The organism is Pseudomonas sp. WS 5078 (assembly GCF_012985745.1).
GTDB lineage: Bacteria > Pseudomonadota > Gammaproteobacteria > Pseudomonadales > Pseudomonadaceae > Aquipseudomonas > Aquipseudomonas lundensis_A.
This window is the reverse complement of sequence record NZ_JAAQWX010000010.1, coordinates 20,920-41,996: the sequence shown is the minus strand read 5'-3', so window position 1 is coordinate 41,996 and position 21,077 is coordinate 20,920. Positions and strand designations below refer to the sequence as shown.

At 58.9% G+C, this 21,077-nt stretch carries 15 protein-coding genes; 2 read left to right on the top strand and 13 right to left on the bottom strand.

Features of this window, described 5'->3' with window-relative positions; genetic code table 11:
- Positions 1–95: 95 nt before the first annotated feature.
- The 13 genes from HBN68_RS14525 to yaaA all read right to left on the bottom strand — a co-directional run bounded on the left by HBN68_RS14525 (position 96) and on the right by yaaA (position 17,847).
- On the bottom strand, positions 96–1,547 hold the full coding sequence (locus HBN68_RS14525) for a mannose-1-phosphate guanylyltransferase/mannose-6-phosphate isomerase (RefSeq protein ID WP_094992662.1): 1,452 nt from the start codon (positions 1,545–1,547) through the stop codon (positions 96–98).
- A 78-nt stretch (positions 1,548–1,625) separates the two neighbouring features.
- A complete protein-coding gene (locus HBN68_RS14520; RefSeq protein WP_094992742.1) occupies positions 1,626–2,282 on the bottom strand; it encodes an alginate O-acetyltransferase AlgF in 657 nt (218 codons plus the stop codon).
- Positions 2,283–2,313: 31 nt separating this feature from the next.
- Positions 2,314–3,492: an alginate O-acetyltransferase gene (locus tag HBN68_RS14515; RefSeq protein WP_169965076.1), complete on the bottom strand. Its 1,179-nt coding sequence runs from the start codon at positions 3,490–3,492 to the stop codon at positions 2,314–2,316.
- Positions 3,493–3,504: 12 nt separating this feature from the next.
- A complete protein-coding gene (locus HBN68_RS14510) occupies positions 3,505–5,055 on the bottom strand; it encodes an MBOAT family protein (RefSeq protein ID WP_094992660.1) in 1,551 nt (516 codons plus the stop codon).
- Between the two features lie 153 nt (positions 5,056–5,208).
- Positions 5,209–6,327: a mannuronate-specific alginate lyase gene (locus tag HBN68_RS14505; protein ID WP_169965078.1), complete on the bottom strand. Its 1,119-nt coding sequence runs from the start codon at positions 6,325–6,327 to the stop codon at positions 5,209–5,211.
- A gap of 8 nt (positions 6,328–6,335) precedes the next feature.
- A complete protein-coding gene (locus HBN68_RS14500) occupies positions 6,336–7,769 on the bottom strand; it encodes an alginate O-acetyltransferase (protein WP_169965080.1) in 1,434 nt (477 codons plus the stop codon).
- Between the two features lie 11 nt (positions 7,770–7,780).
- Positions 7,781–9,352 carry a mannuronan 5-epimerase AlgG gene (gene algG / locus HBN68_RS14495; protein ID WP_169965082.1) on the bottom strand — a complete coding sequence of 524 codons (1,572 nt, stop codon included), beginning with the start codon at positions 9,350–9,352 and terminating at the stop codon, positions 7,781–7,783.
- Positions 9,353–9,378: 26 nt separating this feature from the next.
- Entirely contained in the window at positions 9,379–10,851 is a 1,473-nt protein-coding gene (locus HBN68_RS14490) for an alginate export family protein (RefSeq protein ID WP_169965084.1), read from the bottom strand.
- The gene (algK, locus tag HBN68_RS14485) at positions 10,848–12,233 is read right to left on the bottom strand and encodes an alginate biosynthesis TPR repeat lipoprotein AlgK (RefSeq protein ID WP_169965086.1); all 1,386 of its coding nucleotides are present in this window, start codon (positions 12,231–12,233) and stop codon (positions 10,848–10,850) included. Before algK ends, HBN68_RS14490 begins: the two co-directional genes overlap by 4 nt.
- A 2-nt stretch (positions 12,234–12,235) precedes the next feature.
- The gene (locus tag HBN68_RS14480) at positions 12,236–13,405 is read right to left on the bottom strand and encodes an alginate biosynthesis protein Alg44 (RefSeq protein ID WP_169965088.1); all 1,170 of its coding nucleotides are present in this window, start codon (positions 13,403–13,405) and stop codon (positions 12,236–12,238) included.
- 35 nt (positions 13,406–13,440) lie between these two features.
- Complete coding sequence (gene alg8 / locus HBN68_RS14475; protein WP_169965120.1) at positions 13,441–14,925, bottom strand: mannuronan synthase; 1,485 nt, start codon at positions 14,923–14,925, stop codon at positions 13,441–13,443.
- 123 nt (positions 14,926–15,048) lie between these two features.
- Positions 15,049–16,365, bottom strand: coding sequence for a UDP-glucose/GDP-mannose dehydrogenase family protein (locus HBN68_RS14470; protein WP_094992653.1), 1,317 nt, complete (start codon positions 16,363–16,365; stop codon positions 15,049–15,051).
- Between the two features lie 702 nt (positions 16,366–17,067).
- On the bottom strand, positions 17,068–17,847 hold the full coding sequence (gene yaaA / locus HBN68_RS14465; protein WP_094992652.1) for a peroxide stress protein YaaA: 780 nt from the start codon (positions 17,845–17,847) through the stop codon (positions 17,068–17,070).
- Positions 17,848–18,054: 207 nt separating this feature from the next.
- On the opposite strand from yaaA, the gene HBN68_RS14460 reads away from it, so the two are divergent.
- Together HBN68_RS14460 and HBN68_RS14455 are read left to right on the top strand one after the other, a co-directional pair.
- A complete protein-coding gene (locus HBN68_RS14460) occupies positions 18,055–19,179 on the top strand; it encodes a polysaccharide deacetylase family protein (protein ID WP_169965090.1) in 1,125 nt (374 codons plus the stop codon).
- A 473-nt stretch (positions 19,180–19,652) separates the two neighbouring features.
- On the top strand, positions 19,653–21,047 hold the full coding sequence (locus HBN68_RS14455; RefSeq protein WP_094992650.1) for a PhoH family protein: 1,395 nt from the start codon (positions 19,653–19,655) through the stop codon (positions 21,045–21,047).
- Positions 21,048–21,077 lie beyond the last annotated feature (30 nt).

Sequence of the window (21,077 nt, the reverse complement as noted above, 5' to 3'; positions counted from 1 at the left end):
CACAAAGCCGTTGCCACAGGCTGCGTCAGGCAGTGCAGCGGTGCCTGAACGGAGCCCTGGGCACGGGCTACAGATGACGGGTGCAGGAGAGCGGTTTACTGCGCAATCGTCTTGACCGAAACCCCGCGTTCTACCGGGGTCGAGCGGCCGTACACATCTTCAAAGCGCTCGATATCGTCTTCACCCAGGTAGCTGCCGGACTGCACCTCGATGATTTCCAGCGGGATTTTCCCTGGGTTGCGCAGGCGGTGCACCGAGGCAATCGGGATATACGTGGACTGGTTTTCGGTCAGCAAGAACACGTTTTCGTCACAGGTCACTTCCGCCGTGCCCGACACCACGATCCAGTGTTCGGCGCGGTGATGGTGCATTTGCAGCGACAGGCAGGCGCCGGGCTTGACTGAGATGTGCTTGACCTGGAAACGGCCGCCCATGTCCACCGAATCGTAGGAACCCCACGGGCGGTACACTTCGCAGTGGTTCTGGGTTTCGCTGCGCCCTTGGGCGTTCAAGGTGTTGACCATCTGTTTAACGCCCTGAACCTTGTCTTTGTGGGCAATCATCATGGCGTCTTTGGTTTCCACCACCACGATGTTATCCAGGCCAATCACCGACACCAGTTTGCCGTTGCCGTGGATCATGCAATTGGTGCTGTCCTGAATCACCACGTCGCCTTTGCTGACGTTGCCGTTGGCGTCTTTCTCGTTCACATCCCATAGCGATGACCAGCAGCCCACATCGCTCCAGCCCGCAGTCAGCGGCACGACGCAGGCGCGCTGGGTTTTTTCCATCACGGCGTAGTCGATGGAGTTGTCCGGGCAGCAGGCGAATGTGGCGTCGTCGATGTCCACGGTATCAGCGTCTTGTTGGCTACGTTCCAGGGTCAGCAGGCAGGTGTCGTAGATGTCCGGATCATGTTTTTTCAGTTCTTCCAGGAAACGGCTGGCGCGGAACATGAACATGCCGCTGTTCCAGAAGTAGCCGCCACTTTTGACGAATTCCGCAGCACGTTTGGCGTCGGGTTTTTCGACAAAGGAGGCAACACGGCTCACGCCTTCGGGCAGCAGGGCATCGGCGGTGGACTTGATGTAGCCATAGCCGGTCTCGGGTTTGAGCGCAGGGACACCAAACAGCACCATTTCGCCGCGTTCAGCGGCCACGGTGGCCAGCGCCAGGGCACGTTGCAGGGCTTTTTGATCTTCCAGCACGTGGTCGGCCGGCAGCACCAGCATCAACTCGTCGCGGCCTTCGTTAATCAGCATCATTGCGGTCAGGGCCACGGCGGGCGCGGTGTTGCGGCCGAACGGTTCCATCAGGATGCGCTGGGTGTCCAGGTGACGGCTCGCCAACTGTTCGTTGACGATGAAACGGTGCTCTTTGTTACACACCACAATCGGTGCATCCATGCCGTCAAACACCAGGCGTTCCAGGGTTTGCTGAAACAGGGTCTGCTCGCCGGTCAGTGCCAGGAACTGTTTGGGGAACTGCTTGCGCGACAAAGGCCACAGACGGGAACCGCTACCACCTGAAAGAATTACCGGAATCATGTTGTCTCTCCAAAAACTGAAATAGGTGTGTCTGATGGCGCGAGGCTCGCTCGCGCCTGCACAGAGCAAAAAATCGAATTAACGGGTAGAAACCGGGCGCTTGACCCACGTCGGTGACACGCTGCTACCGCTGCCGGTGACGTACAGCACTGCGGCTTCACCGCGTTCCAGTGCAACCGGCTTGAGGTCGCTGACCTTCTTGTCGCCCTCGAACAGCGCAAAGCTGACTTTCACCGGGTTGATCTCACGCTCGCCACGGCCCTTGGCCGCCACAGCCTTGACCACGTCTGTCTTGCCGTCAGCGGTTTTCAGCGTCAGCGCCTTGTCTGTCAGGTTCTGGACCCGTACCAGGGATTTCTGTTTGTTCTTGAACGGCGGCTCTTCGATCAGTTGCGGTTGGCCGCTGCTGGTGTTGACCAAGGTGTAGTAGTGGTCGGCGCTCAGTTTGACCGGCAGGTTGTGGCTACCGACTTTGGCGCTGTAGTCGCCCTGGGGCAGGAAGCTGAAATCACTGCTGCCCTGCGCCGCAACGTCGTTGAGGGCCGTGTTGCCAACGGTGGCGCTGACGGGCTGGTTGCTGGCGTTGAACATGCGCACAAAGCTGGAGCCCTTCGGTGCGGTCGGGCCGTAGAGCGCGGCATCACCGCCGGCCCAGGCTTGCAGCGACAGCAGGCTCATGCCCGCGATCAATGCGAGTGATTTGGCGAGACGACGTGGAGCAGGTGTGAACGGCATGGTTTTGATAGTCATCAGTCGAACCTCTCTTTCAGTGTTGCGCCCGGTTGGGCGTCTCGGATTTCGCAGTGTTTTGTGCAAGTTGCGGTTGGCGTGCGCCCGCTTCTTTCAAGGTCGCGACCCACTGTGGATCGGCGTCACCGATCTCGTTGTCCACCGGCAGGTAACGCTCGGGGAACTCCCAGATCAGCACTTGGGGCGGGGTGTTCTTGAAGGCATCGCTTTTGAGGTAAGCGAGCATCGGCAGGATCGGCCCGTGGCCGTCTTTGGAATCGTTGATCACGTCGCTGCGCAGGGCCTGTTTCAGGGCACCGACGAAGTTCCAGTTCGGGTTGGCGCTGTAGCTGGTGCCCACCAGCGTGACGGGCACTTCACTGTCAGCGAACAAGGCGTCTTCACTGTCTGCCTGATCATTGGCCGCCCGGGTGCTGCGTTTTTCCAGCGGTTCGGAAGGCGGCATCAGGTTGCTGAACAGCGGGTCCATGGGCAGGAAGCGCTCCAGGTCGCCATTGTGCTGTTCGGTTTTCTCGGCCTCGGTTACGAACTGTTGCGGTTCACCGCTCAGGGGGAACTGGCTGCCAATCGCGGCCGCCAGTTGCTGGGCCGCAACCTGCGCGCCGTCGGGTGTCCAGTGCGTGTCAGTACGCAGGAAGACTTGCGCACCGCCTTGCTTGGCCTGTTGCAGCGGGCCGAGCAAGTCGGGAGCGATGATCTGGCTGGCGGCCAATTGCGCGTGAAAGTCGCGGTACAGATCGGCGTGAATGCTGGCAGGACGTGCGTCACCCATGTGCTCGGGGTACAGGCGCACTTTGGACGGCACCACCGCCATCACCAACTTCACTCCGTGTGCCTTCAAGGTTTGGCGCACGCCTTCGACCAGCGCGTAGTTACCGGCCACGTTTTGCTCGGCGTTGGGCCAGGGCTTGAACTCTTCATCGCTGAACAGCCAGTGGTTGCGGCCCAGCACCACGCCGGGACGGCCTTCGTTGAACAGGGTGAAATCCAGCGCAGCCCAGAGGTTGGTGCCCAAACGCTTGATCGGGAACTCGTCGTCATAATGCGTCTCGACGGCTTTGCTCCAGCGCCCGTTTAGCACGGTGGCGTCGTCCGTGGTGTTGAAGCCCATAAAGCTGCGCAATGAAATCAGCCCCAGGCCCAGCAGCAAGGCGCAGAAAAAGGCGACGTAGACGATGCGTAATGTTCGATTCATGGTCGGCTCCCCTTAGAACTGGAAGTACAGGAACGGCGAGAAGCTTTGCGCCGAAAGTTTGAGAATCGAGGCGATGAACAGCAGCACGATCAAGGTGCGCATCGCGTAGCGCGGCCAATCGGCTACCCAGTACGCCGGTTGCACGCTGGCTTGCGCACCCACTGTGTAGCCCGGCAGGTGCAGGCTGTCCGGCGCGTCGCCCGGTACGGCTTTGATCAGCCCCGGTTGCGCGGTCGCCGGGCCATCGGCCTCGGTTTTGCGCGTGGATTTGGGCGTGCTGTACAGATCGCGCAGGCCAAAGAACGCCAGCGTCAGGTACGCCACCACCAGCGTGGCCACTTGCAGGCCGGTGAGGTTGGCGCGGTTGAGTTCCGACAGCGACCATTCCCCGAAACTGAACATGGCGCCGTACATGCGACCGGCCACGTGCAGATTTTCGGCACGGAAGATCACCCAGCCCATGACCACCAGCAGGAAGGTCAGTGCCCAGCGGATCGGGTTCAGCGCACGCGGCGTGGTGTTGATGCCCAGCGCTTTTTCAATCGCCAGCCACATGCCGTGCCAGGCGCCCCACACGATGTAGGTGATGTTCGCGCCATGCCACAGACCGCCCAGCAACATGGTCAGAAACAGGTTGCGGTAAGTGATGAGCGTGCCTTTGCGGTTGCCGCCCAAGGTGATGTAGAGGTAGTCACGCAGCCAGGTGGAAAGGCTGATGTGCCAGCGACGCCAGAACTCGGTGATCGACTGGCTGATGTACGGCTGTTTGAAGTTTTCCATGAAGCGGAAACCCATCATCAAGCCCAGGCCGATGGCCATGTCGCTGTACCCCGAGAAGTCGAAATACAGTTGCGCGGTGTAGGCCAGCGCTCCGAGCCAGGCATCGCCTGTGGTCGGGTTCTGCAAGGCAAAACAATGATCGGCCACCACTGCCAGGGTGTCAGCGATGAAGACTTTTTTGATGAAACCCTGCATGAACCGTGTGGCGCCCTCGCTGAACTTGTCGAGGGTGTGTGTGCGGTTGTTGAACTGGTCGGCCAGGTCGCGAAAACGCAGCACGGGCCCGGCGATCAAGTGCGGGAAGATGGCGACGAATGCCGCGAAGTCGATCAGGTTACGGGTGGCCGGGGTGTCGCCGCGGTACACGTCGATGATGTAGCTGATGGACTCGAAGATGTAGAACGAGATCCCGATCGGCAACAGCACGTGGGTCAGGATAAACGGGTCCAGACCCACCGAGCCCATCATCGCGTTGATGCTGTCGACGCCGAAATTGGCGTACTTGAAGTAGCCCAGAATCCCCAGGTCAATCACCACGCCCAGCAGCAACCAGCGTTGCGCGGGCTTGGTACGAACCCCGGCCGCACCGACCTTGAGACCGATCCAGTAGTTCCAGACCGTGACCCCGATGAACAGGGCCAGAAAGTCCACGCGCCACCAGGCATAGAACACGTAGCTGGCAACCAGCAGCAACAGGTTGCGATAGCGTTGCCCGCTCAAGTAATACAAGCCGAGGAACACCGGCAAAAATAAAAACAGGAACACATTGGATGAAAAAACCATCCTGACCTCTCCGTGTGGACCAGCAATAAAGGGCTTAGCCCCCCCAACCCCCCCCCGTGAAAAAAATGGGGAGGGTGCATATGTTTCATTCCAGCGTGGGTGCCGTTCTATCGACACTCACCCCAACCCTCTGCCTGAAGGAGAGGGCCGCGTTCAGCCTTTTTCGTGCGCCGGGTCGTAGACCTTGGTCAGGTCCCCGCCCAAACGAAAGGTCTTGAACGGCTGCATCCCGCGTTTCATGTCGATCACCTCGGGCGTACAGGTGTAGAGCGTGCAAAACGGCTCCAGCCAGGCGAATTTGGCGTCGATTTTCAAATCGGTCATGTCCGGCGCTTTGCCGTTTTTGGCTTCAAACGTTTGCGGGTCTTTCACGCCGTTGAGCACACGCTCGCCCAAGCGTTTGAGGGCCGCGTTGTTTTCGTTGCGCAGGTCCACGCCATTGACCAGCGCAAAACTGGCGATCATCGCCAGTGGTGGCAGGGCGTAGTTGTGATAGGCGAGGGCGCGTTGCTGGCGCTTGAGTTCGTTGGGCAAAAAGCCCTGGGCGTCGACCTGGTTGGCGCCGACCTTGAACTCTTTGACCGACCAGTCGAACAGATCACGGCGATTGGTGACGATGGACGTGGCCATCACTGACCATGCGGCCCAGTACGAATGGTTGTTGGTTTTAGCCAGCGGCAGGTTGTCCCAGTCGCTGACCACCTGTTCGGCCATTTTGCTGAACCAGGCTTCGATCGCTTTGGCTTGCTGCGGATGTTTGGCCAGTGGCTGCGACTCGGAGAATTTCAGGCGCAGGTACGAGGAGGCCATGCTGCCCAACGCCCATTTGCGCATCGATTTGCCGGTGTGGTTGAAGTCCTTGCTCATTAGCGCATCGGCTTGCGCCCAGGCCGTCAGCCAACTGAGCGTGCATTCGAGTTGCTCGGGGCGGCCATCACGCATGAACTGCATCACCCGCTTGCTGGTGCCGCGCTCAAGGGTGGTGATGCCGGAGGTCGCATCGCGAAATGCTTTTTCCGAAACCACGTTCAGCGTCGAGCGGGCTTTGTCCGAGCCTTCGTACTTGCTGCGAAATTCCAGCTTGTCGGTGTACGGCTTGGGCATCGCACCGCAGTCGTTTTTGAAATCGCCGGTCTTGAACGCTTCGACCGGGGCGTAATAGCCCTGGGGCGGGCGCAAGGGCGCGGCGGCGTGGGCGGTGCTGGCAAACATCGCCAGCCCTAGGAGGGTCGGCGCCAGCAAGGTGCGCAGGTTGATCGGTGCAGTGGGCATCAGAAACCTCATCGTCCGGCCTGCGCGTTCAGCGGCGCAGGGTGGGAGAAAACGTTGCGTTTGCAGATTTTGGCTTCGACTTTCTGTGCGTCACCCGCGTCTTCCGGGCCCTGAATCTCAATGGCCAGCAGGTTCTGGCTGGCCCAGTCTTCATCGGTACGCAGTTCAAAGGCGAAACGCCCGTCTGTGTCGGACGTGGTCGGTTTGTCGATCTTCAGATCTTCATGGCGACCGTTCATGTACCAGAGCGTGGCTTGCAGGGTTTTCACCGACGGGTCGGCGAAGCGAATGTCGATTTGGTGGTTGGCGTTACGCAGGTCTTTGTTGGTGCTGTTGACCAGCATCTGGTTCTTGCCCGGCTTGAGGGTGGCGCTGCTGCTCATCAACGCGGGTTTGCCTTCGCAACCGTTGTCGAGCAGGGCCATCATCTGGCGGTAGATGGTTTCCTGATCCAGGCGATACAGCGGCGAAAATTCCCAGATCAGCACCTTGGGCGGGGTTTTCTGGAATTCATCGCTGCCCAGGTACTGCAACATCGAGCCCTCCAGGCCACCGCCAGGGAAGGCGACGTTCAGCACGTCGGCACCGATGTATTGCTCCAGGAACCCGGCAAAGTTGTAGTTCTTGCCGCTGTGGCTGGTGCCCACCAGGGTGATTTGCGGGTTGGCCTCGTCGCTGAACAGGTCGCCGTCAGCGGCTTCGCCCTTGGGCTCGGTGCTGAACTGGTCCATGTACTGCACGGCGTAACTGGTGCCACACAGTTGCCCGGCCATGTTGTGCAGGGTGCCGGTCTTGCCCATGCGCCCGGTGATTTTGGTTTCGAATTCTCGCTGCGGGATGTCGGCAAAACCGGGGATTTTTTTCACCGTATCAGCCACGATTTTCGCCGTGCGCTCGGCCCCGTACGGGGTCCAGTGCTGGTCACCACGGAAGTAGAAGTCGTGGGCTTGCTGCTCATTGGTCAGGGGGGACAAATCGGGCACGTAATAGCCCATTTTGGCGAAGCGCCCGAGCATGGCCTGGTAGTTTTTCAGCGCCGTGTCGTAGTCGAATGTGTCGCGCTCGGCGGGCATCAATTTGTTGCGATTGACCAGTCCGCGGGTCGGCTGATACACCACTACCAGCTCCACGCCCTTGCTTTTGAAGGCGTCGTGCAACTGCTGCATGCGCTTGTAGCCGGCAGGCGTGGTGTCGAATTCAGTACGCAGGTCTTCCTGGGTGCGGAACAGCCAGTCGCCCTGGGCCTGCACCAGTGTGGTGAAGTTCTGCTGATAGCGCGTGGTGTAGTTTTTCGCGTCGTGGGCAGCCGGGCACAGGTTGCAGCACGCTTGGGCCGTGAAGGCAGGCGCCTGAATCTCGTCCGCCTGCACACCGGCTGCTGCGCCGAGGATGGCAGCAGTCAGGCCCGACAGGCTCAAAATCTTGATCAGATGGGGGGGCATAACAGTCATCCTCAGTTGCGCAATTCGGTCTGGCGTTCAACGGGGTCGATCAACACGGCTTTTTGCTGGCGCACCATCAGGTCGAGTATTTCGTCCTGGCGCTCACCCAAAATGCCGTTGAAGCTGATGCCGCTGGATTTGGTCGGGGCCAGCATCGACACCCGGTACAGCTCGATGCTCAGCGGCGAATCGATCGCTAGCGGGCCGCTGCCATTACCGGCCAGCTCGCCGCCGACCATGATCAGAGACACTTCGGCGTCGAACGGGTCGAGGTCGATGTCACGGTCGGTGTCGGTCAGGTCTTTGATGTGGCCGTACACGCCGGTCAGGCCATTGGCCATGGCGATGTTTTCGTACAGGCGGATGTTCACGCTGTTGCGAACGCGGATGCCGTGACGGCGGTTGTTGATGACTTTGTTGCCCCACAGCAGGTTGTCGCCGCTCTCGTAGAGGGTGATGCCGTCGGTGTGGTTCTGAAAAATCTCGTTGTCGGCAATCAGGTTGTTGACGCTGTTACGGTCAATCACCAGCCCCGACAGCTTGTTGTCATGGCTGCGGTTGTTGAAGATGAAGCTGTCGTTCACTTCACGGGAAATGATGATCCCGTGTTTGCGCTGGGTGCCGAATACATCGTTCTCGGCAATGATCAGCCCGTGAGATCGGTCATGGGGGTCGATGCCGTAGACGACGTTGTCGCGGTAGGTGTTGCCCTTGACCACGAAGTCGCGGGTTTCATAGCAGTAGAAGCCGTACCACATGTCCGAAAACTCGGAGCCGACAATCCAGCCTGTGGGCTCGTCACGCTTGATGACTTTGGCCATGTTGGGCGTGTACTGGGAAATGCTCACCCCGTACGACTTGCTGTTGGCGTAGCCGAAGCTCGCCATTTTGGTGTTGATGATGTACGTCTCGGTGCCGCCCCAGGACAGCAGGAACGGGCGGAATTCCTTGGCATCGCGAAAGGTCGCGGGGCCATTGGTCTTTTCGCGCCAGCCGGTGACCTGGGTGTCACGCACGAACAGTTGGCCGTCGTTGACTAGAAACGAACCGGCTTCCTGGGACAGGCGCAGCTCTTGGGTGCTGTGGTCGATTTCCAGAATGCCCTTGTGCCCGACGACAATCGGCAAGCGCGCCAGGTACACGCCTGGCGCGGTCTCGCTGAAGTACTGCTTGGGCAGGCGCTTGGTCAGGTCTTTGAGGTTCACATAGCCGTCGTCGATGAAAATCGCCTGCGGGATGCCGCCCTGACGTACCACCCACTCGGCCATTTTGTTATCGCCGCCGATGAAGTCCTTCAACGCGTCTTCTTGCATCATGCGCCGCACGCTGACTTTACCCGCGGTGCTGCGCACGATCTTGGCCGCAGCGGCTTCGGCGGTGTAGCCCGAAAGGTCGGGCAATGCCGGTTTCGGGATGTTCAGCGGTGCGACAGGTGCCGTGCTGACGGTATAGGTTTTGGCGTGTTGCAGCTCTTTGGCCACGGTCGGCTTGACCGCTTCGCCAGCGGCAAACGCAGTGGAACTGGCCAGCAGCAGAGCGCCGGCCAGCAGGCTGATCGCGCTGATATAAGCAGGATGATTCATGTCACGCACTCCCGTTGGCGTTGTCATTAAAAGCGCCAGATCACGTCAACGAACGCGCGGTGCATGTACGAATCCACCCCTTTGCCGTAGGCATCGCCCGGCTTGAATACGCCGCCGCGAAAGCGCACCAGTGCCGAAGGTTCATCGATGGACTGGCTCAGCGCGGCGGGCAACAGGCCTTGCTTGAAGTACTTGGTAACCACCAGGTCCATTTCCTGACCCAGGTCTTTTTTACCGTCCATCATCGGCAGCGCGGTGCTGGCAATCAGGCCGCCCGTCGGGTCTTCGTTGTTCTCCACGGCATTGATGCCACTGGCACCGATCGGCTTGTTGCCGTCGACGCGCCAGAATTTGTGGTAGACCAGCGAGGCGTCGTACTCGTCGCGCAGTTGCCACGAACCGAACAGGCTGGCGCTCTGGATGTTTTGCATCTCACCCCGGAACGCTTCACCAAAGCGATGCACCCGGGAGCGGGTGCCGGTGAAGTTGGAGCGGTTGCTTTCAAGCCCGGTCTGCTGGTAGTTGGCGCTGGCGCGGGAATAGGCGGCGCCCACTTGCCAATTCGGGTCCAGGCGCAAACGCACCCCCAGATCAGTGGCCCAGCCGTCCACGTCGTCACTGGCTTTGGCGCCGGCAATGTTGCGACCGTCCACGCTTGAGGTGGCCAGTTTGTCGCGCTTGCCGCTCATACCGGTGACGCTGGCCCAGTAATTCACAGTGTTGGTGTTGCGGTAGTTGTAGGCGTCGCTGTTGGCTTCGAGGCCGAGCCAGGTCAGGTCACCGTTCTGGGTTTTATCCAGCGCGTCGACTTCTTCGCCCTGATGCTTGAGTGAACCATCGTCATGGGTGTGATGGGCGCGCAGGCCGACCCATTGACCGGGCGTCCACTGCGCCGAAATATCACCGAACAGGTGCAGGCGGTCCTTGTCTTGCGGTGCCAGCTCGGTCAGGTCGGTGCGGTATTCGCTGAAACGTTCGGCCGCGCCGAGGTTGGCCTTGAGCAAGGTGGTATCAAATGTCCAGGCCAGCGCTTCGATGTTGGTGTCGCGCCAGGTGCCATCGTCATTGCGCAGGCGTTGACGACCGAATTTGAGCTGTTCGCCGGGGTAGGCCGTGAAGCCTTTGTAGCCGACCCAGAATTCGCGCAGGGCCAGGTAGCTTTTGTCCTGTTTGCGAGCGTCGCTGCTGCTGTTTTGTTCGGTATCCGACTGTTGCAGGGTGTCGGTTTCGATGATGTCGCTGGAGGTCACTGCCTGCCCCATGGCGTACGCACTCCAGTTGCCGCGTTCGCCGTATACCCACGGGCGCAGGTCAAGGCCGATGCCGTTGACGTCGCCGCCGCTGCGGGTACCCAGGTCGCGGTCGTCTTCCGATTGCGCGGTGATCTTGGTTTCAAGGCCGAAGTTTTTCTCATCGGTCAGCGCCGCCAGGGTCGGGCATGACCACAACAGGGCGAAGGTCAGGCCGATCCCGGCTTTTACAAAAGGATTCAGGGTCATAGGGCTTCCTCGCCGTTTTCGTCGGCCAGCGTCTGTACCGCCAGAGCGTTCTGGCTCAGGGTGGCGCGCAAGGCGTTTTCTTTTTGCAGCAGGCGCTGAGCCGCAGCGCGTTGATCGGCGGGCAGTTGCTCGTCGAGCTGGGCCGCCAGTTCATTGGCTTGCGGGGTGTTTTGCAGCTTGGCCAGTTGGCTGAACACATAGGCGTTCACGGCGTTGGGCTGCGTGCCCTTGCCCTGGGAGAACAACTGGGCGATGGCGAAGTCGGCGCTGTTCTGGCCGTTACGAGCCGCCTTAAGCAGATGGTCGAGGGCTTTTTGCGGGTACACCTGCCCCAGATAACCGCGACGGTAAAGCTGGCCGAGGTAGTAGTCAGCGGCCACTTCCTTGTCCACGGCGCGCTGGAAATGCGCTTCAGCTTTTTGCGCGTCGGGGGTCACCCATTTACCGTCGTAATACAGCTTGCCCAGCAACAGTTCGGCGCGGGGCTGGTCGGCTGCGCGGCCGTTGTCCAGGTATTGCTGCAACTGTGCTACGTCGCCCTGATCGGGGAAGTCGTAGAGCAACTGCGCCAGGCTGACCCAAGCGGCAGGGTAGGCCGGGGCAATGTTTTCCAGCAGCGAACGGGCCGTCTCGGGATCCGGCGTGCCGACGCTGGCGTCGGCCAGAACACGGGCCACGCCGTCGACTTTTTGCGCGGAGGCCGTGCCTCGGTTGTAAGCGCTTTGCAGTTGTTGGATCAGCGCGGCCTGTTGCTCGGTTTTGCCTTGTTTCTGGTACACCGTGGCCAGCTCGACGTAGCAACTGTCGGTGGTGGCCAAAGCATTTCGGCAGATGGACTCGACTTCACCCAGGTGCTGATCGTAGGTGCCTTCGATGCGGTACAGCGCCACTTGGGCCAGACCGGCTTGCGGGTAGCCTTCGGCGCGCCACTGACTGATCTGCTGTTGGGCATTGATCTGGGGGAAGCTCTGCGGGTGCTGCAGGTAAAGCATCGCTAACGGCGTCAGGCTATTCGCGTCGCCACTGGCAAACGCTTGTTGCAGCAAGGCTTGCGCCTCGTGCAACTCGGCGTCGCTGGCGCCGGGTTTAGCGGCCAGCAGACGACCCAGACGAGCTTGAGCGCGGGGCGAGGTCTTCGCCGCTTCGCGGTAGGTGGCTTCGGCCTTTTTCAGCTGTTCGGCGTCGCGGCTTTCCATCCAGATATCGGCCAGGCCGACCTGCGCCTCGGTGTAACCCAAGTCTGCCAGCGCCTGGTAGTTGCGCTGGGCGGTGGCGGTATCGCCATTTTTCAGCGCTTCATTGGCCAGACGCTGATCGGGCAGGCCGGAGCAGCCAGCGAGGGCGAGGGTCAGCAGGCAAAGCGTAGGGAAGGCGTTCTTCATGGTTACAGACCTGCTGCCGACGCTTTGCTGATCAGCCAGTCCATCGACGGACCGCGATCGCTGCGCACTTCAACCGGGCGACCGGCGAGGGCGCTGTCCAGCGGGGCATCGGGTTTGATCTGGACGCGGATGTCGGAGGACAGGTCGTCGCTGTTCAGGCTGGTGCTGCTGATGATCTTGCCGGTGCGCTGATAGTCTTCGCCCGCCACTTGGAAGTTCACGCGGGTACCCGGCAGCACATCGCCAAACTGGCGATAGCTGAAGCGTGCGGCAATGTTGGCCTCGCTGGTGCGCGGCACCAATTTGAAGATCACGTCGCCCTTGCTGGCGTATTGACCATTGGCAACCACTTGCTCGGCCACCACGCAATCACACGGCGAGGTCAGGGTGCCGGTCATTTGCTTGCCAAACAGGGTTTCGATATTGGCCGGTTGCAACTGGTTTTCGTCCAGATGGCCTTTGAGCACATCCAGCATGCTGGTGCTGAACGTCGCAATCGGCGCGCCATTGGCCGCCAGGTTGTCGTCTTTAACCAGGCTTTGTACGGTGCCATCGCGGGGCATGGTGATGTTCATGCTTGGCACGCTGACCAGCGCCGACTGAGCGTGGGTGACGAAGTACAGGCCGTAGACCGATTTGACGATAAAACCGAAGGCCACCAGCCCGACGACAAACACGCCCGCACTCAGCACCACGGCTTTCATGCGTGCGAACGGGGTCATGCCGCTGCCGCCATCCTTTACCTTACGCGCTTTGGTGAAGTTGTCGCGCTGCAGGGTGGCGAGCACTTCGCCCATGGTCACAATGTCACCGCTCAGGTGCGAAGTGATCAGGTGGCGCAGGGTGGAAATGTCCTGTTGATCGAGGTTCTGGAATTGGCAGCCGACGCGTCCGCTCTGGCGGTCAACGTTACGTACCAGCAGCTCCACGTCCATCGCCAGCTCAAGGTTGTCGATCACAAACTGCAGGCGGCCCTTGTGCACTTCGCCCACGGCGAGTGTTTGATTGGCGGCGTAAAAGCTCAGGCCACCGGCCGACAGGTCAATGATGCTGACGTCCATCGGTGTGCGGTCTTTGCCGAGAAAACGCAGCTTGGCCGGGATTTTGACCCGTGCGTGCTGACGCTGGGCTTCGGATTCGTGGACAACGTTGGTGTTTATTTGAGAGTTCATAAGGTCTTGTTCCTGGTTAATTCGATCGAGTCGGGTCAGACCATCGTCAGCAGCACGGCAACAAAGATGCTGGCGGCCGAGAAGGTCATGGTTCGAGACGACCAGGTGTTGAACCAACGTTGAAAGCTGGCCAGATCACGGGTCAATTTGGTGTCCTGACGGGTCCAGGATTGTTGGTCGAGGCGGAAGAACACGTAGATCTTCACCAGCGCACCCACAATCTGGTTGTAATAAAGAATCAGCGGGTAGGCCGGGCCGATGCTGTGGCCGGAGCAGGCCAGCAGCAGGGTCAGAATCAGGCGCGTAATACCGATCCACAGCAGGTAGGCGATGAGGAACGTAATGCCGTATTTGAAGCTGGCAATCAGCGCGACGGTCAGGCCCAGCAACGAGGTCCACATCGACACACGCTGGTCAAACAGCACCACGCTGGTGAACAGGCCGAGGCGCTTGACACCCAGCCCCAGCGCCCGGGCGTTCTGCCGCAGGTTGTTGCCGTACCAGCGGAACATCAGTTTGCGGCTGGCCTTGATGAAGCTCTTTTCCGGCGGGTGTTCCACGGTGTGAATGGCCGCGTCCGGCACGTAGAACGTGTCGTACCCCAGGCGCATCAGGCTGAACCAGCTGGACTTGTCATCACCGGTCAAAAACTTGAAGCGGCCCAGACGCCAGTGCTGCAACGAATCGCTTTCCACATCGGCAATGAAGTCCGGGTCAGTGACCACGTTGGCGCGGAACACCGACATCCGCCCGGTCATGGTCAGCACGCGCTTGGACAAGGCCATGGAGCACATGTTGATGTGGCGCTGGGCGAAGCGCAGCTTGTGCCACTCGCTCATGATGTAACCGCCGCGCACTTCGCAGAACTCGTTGGTGGTCAGGCCGCCGACATTGCCGAACAGCTGGAACCAGGGCACGGTTTTGCGCACGACGCCGGGGGCGAGCACGGTGTCGCCGTCGATCACGGCCACCACGGCACGGCTGTCCGGCATGTGCCGCGAGATGGCGCGGAAACCAAAGGCCAGACCGTCACGCTTGCCGGTACCGGCGATGCGCACGAAGTCGAGTTTGACGCGGTCAGGCGGGTTAAGACGCTCCCACATGCTCTTGACCAGCAACTCGTCGGACATCTCCACCAGCGAGCACACGACCGTGGTCGGCAAGCCGCATTCAATGGCTTCGCGAATGACCGAGCTGTAGACCTGCGCCGTTGTCAGCGCGTCGATACGGAAACTGGTCACCATCAAAAACACATGGGACGGGTCTGCTGCTTTGCCCAGCTTGTGAACTTTGCGTCGCAGGTGCGGGTACACCACATACAAAAACAGCATGCCGCGCAGGAAGTGCGTGGCACCCATTGAATAGCGCCAGATACCCACGGCGCCAATCAGGAAAATAAAGTTTTTCGACTCGGAGTCGAAGGTCGATGTCGGCAACGCCAGCGCGAGGCCCATCAACAGCGTGAGGTAAAACAGCCAACCGGCGGCTTGGAGAAGGCCGTGTTTTAGCCTGAGCATAATGAGGTTCCGTTTGAGCATGGAGGCTGTGATGCGCAGAGCGTGTAGTCGCTGGCGCAGACTGCGATCTTTCGAAGTGTCAAAGATCGCAGCCCGTTTCAATCGTCAGCGGCTATAGCGCTGTTGTTACCAGCAAATGCCTTCGGTACGGCCGACGGTGCAGGTGGCTTTGGACATGAAGCCCACCAGGTCGATGACCTGTTTGCCATGTGGCGCGGTTTCGGCCAGCGCGCGGAACTTCTCATCGCGGTTGCCCAGGATGATGACGTCGCTGTTGTTAATCACGGCGTCGAAGTCCGAGTTGAGCAGGGACGACACGTGGGGGATTTTGGATTCGATGTAGTCTTTGTTCGAACCATGGACACGGGCGTATTCGACGTTAGTGTCGTAAATGCTCAGGTCAAAACCCTTGCCGATCAGCATTTCGGCCAGTTCCACCAGAGGGCTTTCGCGCAGGTCGTCGGTGCCGGCCTTGAAGCTCAAACCGAGCAGGGCGACTTTGCGTTTGTCGTGGCTGGCGACGATGTCGAAAGCGTTTTGCACTTGCGACACGTTGCTGCGCATCAGCGAGTTGAGCAGCGGCGCTTCTACGTCCAGCGAGCTGGCACGGTAGGTCAGTGCGCGCACGTCTTTAGGCAGGCACGAGCCACCGAACGCAAAACCCGGACGCATGTAGTACTGCGACAGGTTCAGGGTTTTGTCCTGGCACACCACGTCCATCACTTCGCGGCCATCGACGCCGACGGCTTTGGCGATGTTGCCGATTTCGTTGGCGAAGGTGACTTTGGTGGCATGCCACACGTTGCAGGTGTACTTGATCATCTCAGCGACTTCGATGTCCTTGCGGATGATCGGTGCGTCGAGTTCTTCGTACAGTGATTGCAACACGTCACCGGAGGCTTTATCGAACTCGCCAATTACGGTCATAGGCGGTTGATCGTAGTCGGCAATGGCGGTGCTTTCTCGCAGGAACTCCGGGTTGACCGCGACGCCGAAATCGACACCGGCTTTCTTGCCCGAGCACTCCTCAAGGATCGGAATGACCACGTTCTTCACGGTGCCCGGCAGCACGGTGCTGCGAACCACGATGGTGTGACGCGAGGTCTTGTCACGCAACACGGCGCCGATTTCGCGGCACACGGCTTCGATGTAGTTGAGTTCCAGGTCGCCGTTTTTCTTGCTCGGGGTGCCGACACAGATCATCGACAGGTCGCTTTCGCGGATTGCCGAAGCAAAGTTGGTGGTGCCTCGCAGGCGGCCATTCTGGATACCCTGGGCAAGCAATTCGCCCAAGCCCGGTTCCACGATAGGCGACTTGCCGAGGTTGATCAGATCGATCTTGTCCTGAGATATATCTACGCCGATCACTTCGTGACCACGGGCGGACAAACAACCGGCGCACACTGCGCCAACGTAACCCAAACCAAATATGCTGATGCGCATCGCAATTACCTCTGTCTTGTATAGGCCATTTAATAGCCGGACTTAAAGTGTGGGCGCACTCGGAACTACGGCACATAAAAGCCGTAATGCCGTGTGCAGGCATCGTTAAGTTTTAAGTTGTTGGAAGTTGCACATTTAAAGTGCAACTCATCACTATCAGTAAGGCCTGTCAGATGATGGGGACGGCCTTGGGTGGGCGCCTGGCGCCGCGCTCTCTCTTGTTTTTAGCCTTTTAAAACAAAGGGTTATAGCTCTGCTTCAGTCACCTTTGCCTGGGCTTTGTTAATACGGATAACACCAGAAAGTTGGTTTTATCTGTGTAAGTGATATCTCACAAATCTGTAAGAATCGTTACGGGTTGTATGAGCAGTGCTCTCGGACATAGTTCCGGGCCGTTCATCCCGTTTTCAACGAAATTTAACAAAATGAAAAGTGATGGCACTGGTTCCATATTGATAGCACTTAAGGTTTCACCCTTTAGTTACAAGGCGTTCATCGGCGGGGATAGTTAATTGCCACTATGGGTAAATAAATTAGGTGCCACTATGAAAAAAAGTCACATCTGTCGAGTGAATTTATGTTCATAGAGATTTCAAGACGTATTTTTGGCGTCAAATATTTGGCTATTTGCGCCGGAGTGTGAAGGGGTTCACATCGCAGTGCGCTCCCCGGTTAGCCCGGGGAACGTCAAAAAGGCGGGATTTATTCGGGGGCGTGGTCGCGTAAAAAAACCAGCAGATCGGGTTTGGATTGTTCGGCGCTGTAATAGTAACCCTGAGCATCGAACTGCTTGAGCTGCTCGGGGGTGTTAATGCGTTCCTTGATCACGAAACGGCTCATCATGCCGCGGGCTTTTTTGGCATAAAAACTGATGATTTTGTGCTGTCCGTTTTTCAAATCTTTGAATTCGGTGTTGATGATGCGCGCGTTCAGGGCTGATTTCTTGACCGCCGAAAAGTACTCATTGGACGCCAGGTTGAGCAGCACATCATCGCCTTGGGCAGCCAGCGCCTCATTGAGCCATTCGCTGATACGCGTGCCCCAGAAGGCGTACAGGTCTTTGCCCCGGGCGTTGGCCAGTTTGGTGCCCATCTCCAGGCGATACGGCATCATCAGGTCCAGCGGGCGCAGCAGCCCGTATAGCCCTGAAAGCATGCGCAAATGGGTTTGCGCGTAATCAAAATCCGCCTCGCTGAAATCCACGGCATTCAGGCCGGTGTACACATCGCCCTTGAATGCCAGCAACGCTTGTTTGGCGTTTTCAGGGGTGAAAGCAGGTGTCCAGCTGCCGAAGCGCGCGGCATTCAGGCCGGACAGCTTGTCGGACAGGTGCATCAGCTCGCCAATCTGCTGCGGGCTCAGTTCGCGCAGTTGGCCGATCAACGCCTGTGAATGATCCAGGTAGTGCGGCTGGGTAAAGCGCTGGGTGGCCGGCGGCGTCTCGTAGTCGAGGGTTTTAGCGGGTGAAATCACCATCAGCATGGGGTCGTCTCCTTTAAGCGTCGGGGGATTCTAGGGGGTTGGGCGATTTGACTCCACCTATGACGCCGATAGAACGCGCATGCCACAGAGGAAGGGGCAGTGGTGCAATCGTGCAGGGCTTGGCAGCGACGACAGTGGCCGAGTATCAACAGGCATTTGTTGGGCAGCAGGTTATAGTGCGCACAGTTTTTACAGGGGGATTGATTCGTGCGTATTGCTCTTTTTTTGTCGGCCTGGCTGGTGTGCCTGAGCACGGTGGCGGCGCCCAATGAGCCAGCAACGCTGGATCGCAGCACGTGGCCAGAGTCGTTAATCAGCCCGGCACTGTTCGATGTGGCTTCGCGGGCAGAAATACTCACCTTCGCCCATGCGCTGTTAACCAGTGAAGCACTGGATGAACGTGCGCTCAGCCAGCGCCTGGGGTTGAAGATCATCAACATGGATGCGATTGATACCGTCCGTCAGCGCATGTGGCAACGGTTGTTGGCCAACTACAACCTGGCCCAGCAAAGCTGCGATCAGGACGCATCGTTCTGTTATTACGTTGACGGCATGGACAGCCTGCGCGAGCAAGCGGGCAAATTTGAAATCGCTGATGACTCGTTCTACGTGAAATGGGCTGAGCCGAGTGCCGAGTTTCATCGCAACTACCTGGACGAGCAGTTGCGTCTTGCCGCGCTGTTCCCGCAGACCGGCAGTGAGATTGCCTTCTACGGCGAGCATGAACTCAATGGCCAGGCAATGAATGACCGGCTGTTCATGTTGTCCTTCGACAGCGGCCCAACCCAGCTGCCCGGCAGCACGGACTGGCTCACCGACTACCTGCGTAAACAGTCCCTCAGCGCGACATTTTTTGTCTTGGGCAACAGCGTGCAGGCACGGTTGAACAAACAGTCCGAGCAGCAGTTGCAAGCGCTCTATAAAGGGCAGTGCGTTGGCGTTCAGGGGTGGGAGTACCGTTCGCACAGCCATTGGAACGATTGGCAAGATTCAATCCTGCGCAGCACTGCGCTGGTCAAGCGGGCAGTGCCCGACAGTTATGTGCCTTTGTTTCGACCGCCTTATGGGCAGCGTCGTGAAGACAGCGGGCCTTTCTTTCAATCCCAGGGGTTGCGTGTGGCGCTGTGGGATATCGATTCGCAGGACATGGCGTCCAGTTTGAGTGCCGAGCAGTCCGCGCAGCGGGTGTTAAGCCTGATGCTGCTCTGGCGTCACGGTGTGATTGCCTTCCATGACACACAGAACAAGGTGCGTACCGCCTTGCCCTGGCTCATGAAAGCCACGGCACAGAGCGGCATCGGGTGGGAAGATTGCACAGCTTTCGGCAAGTAGCAGACGCCAGCAAAGGCCGGCCTCTACAGGCGGGCGGTGAGCTTGCAAAAGGCGAAGTGCGACGTCGCTGCCCACGCGTAAGTATTCAACCTGCGCAACCAGAGCGTCTTTGACGATGGCCTCAATAGTCGATTTGGCGTGTTTGGCGTCGATCACAGAGAGCTGCAGCACGTGCAGGGCGGCATCCATTTGGATGCCTGAAAAGGGTGGCGCTATATCAGGTAATTCCTAAGCCTAGTAGCGGTTTAGCATTGCGCCAAGGGCTATTCGTCATTCAGGAAAAAATAATGCCTGCGCGCTAAAAAGACTTTTTCTTGTCACACGTTTTGGAGTATTACGAAGACAGACCGCCGAAACCTGCCACACAGGTGGCGTCTTTTCAGGACACCATCGGGCAGGTGATCAGGCCGTCATATCGAGGCGCAGCACTGTTGAGGTATTGCGTCGAATGGCTCCCACAAAGGTGACCGAGTATGGATGATCACGGACGTACGCCTTCCTCCAACCAGCCAATCCTTTATGTACTCGATACCAATGTTCTGATTCACGATCCCAACGCGTTGCTGAATTTCGAGGAGCACCACGTCGCGATCCCGATGACGGTGCTCGAAGAGCTCGACAAACTCAAAACCGGCAAATTACTGGTGGCAGCGGAATGCCGTCAGGCCATTCGTTTGATTGATCAGGTACTGGGTGTGGCATCGCCCGAAGACGTTGAAAAGGGCGTGCCTATTCAGCGCGGCAAAAGTGGCCCCAAAGGCTTTCTGTCGATCCTGATGAACAAGCGCCGAGAACCCAACGCGCTGCTGCCTGAAACTCTTAACGACAACATCATCATCAACCAGTTGATTGATTTGCACGCCCGCTCGCCCGAGATTCAGGTGGTGCTGGTCACCAAAGACATCAACATGCGCCTCAAGGCCCGGGCCTGCGGGATTGAATCCGAAGATTACAGCACCGATCAGTTGGTGGACGACGTGTCGATGCTGTCACGCGGCTATCACACCATGACCGGCTCGTTCTGGGACCGCGTCAGCAAAGTGGAAACCCGTCAGGGGCACGGCAGCACGTGGCATCAGGTGCAACTGATCGAAAACCTGCCTTCGGTCCATATCAACGAATTCATCATCGACGAACAAGGCTTCGTGGGTTGGATCAAGGAGGTGCGCAAGGACCACCTGCTGATTCTCGACATGCACCAGGAGCCCCTGCTTCATCAGGAGGCCTGGGGCCTCAAGCCGCGTGACATTTACCAGGGGCTGGCGTTGTATGCACTGCTTGACCCTGACATCCACCTGGTCAACCTTTCGGGCGCGGCGGGTTCGGGTAAAACCATCCTTGCGCTGGCCGCAGCGATTGAGCAAACCATGGTCAGCAAGCGGTATCGGCGGATCATTTGTACCCGCAGCGTGCAAGGGCTGGATCAGGAGATCGGCTTCTTGCCCGGCACCGAGGCCGAGAAAATGGAGCCTTGGCTGGGGGCGATCACCGACAACCTGGAAGCGCTGCACATGGACGATGAAAGCACCCACGGCAGCGTGGACTACATCCTGAGCAAGGTGCCATTGCAGTTCAAATCCCTGAACTACATCCGGGGCCGTAGCTTCCAGCAAAGCCTGATCTTGATCGACGAATGTCAAAACCTGACGCCACATCAGATGAAAACCATCATTACCCGTGCAGGCGCGGGATCGAAAGTGGTGTGCCTGGGCAACCTGGCACAGATTGATACGCCCTACCTGTCGGCCACCAGTTCGGGCTTGACCTACCTGACGGAGCGTTTCAAAGACTTCCCTAACGGTGTTCACATTGCCCTGCAAGGGGTGCCTCGTTCGATACTTGCCGAGTACGCAGAATCGCACCTGTAAACCTGTCTTTTCACCCCTGAATCGGGCGGC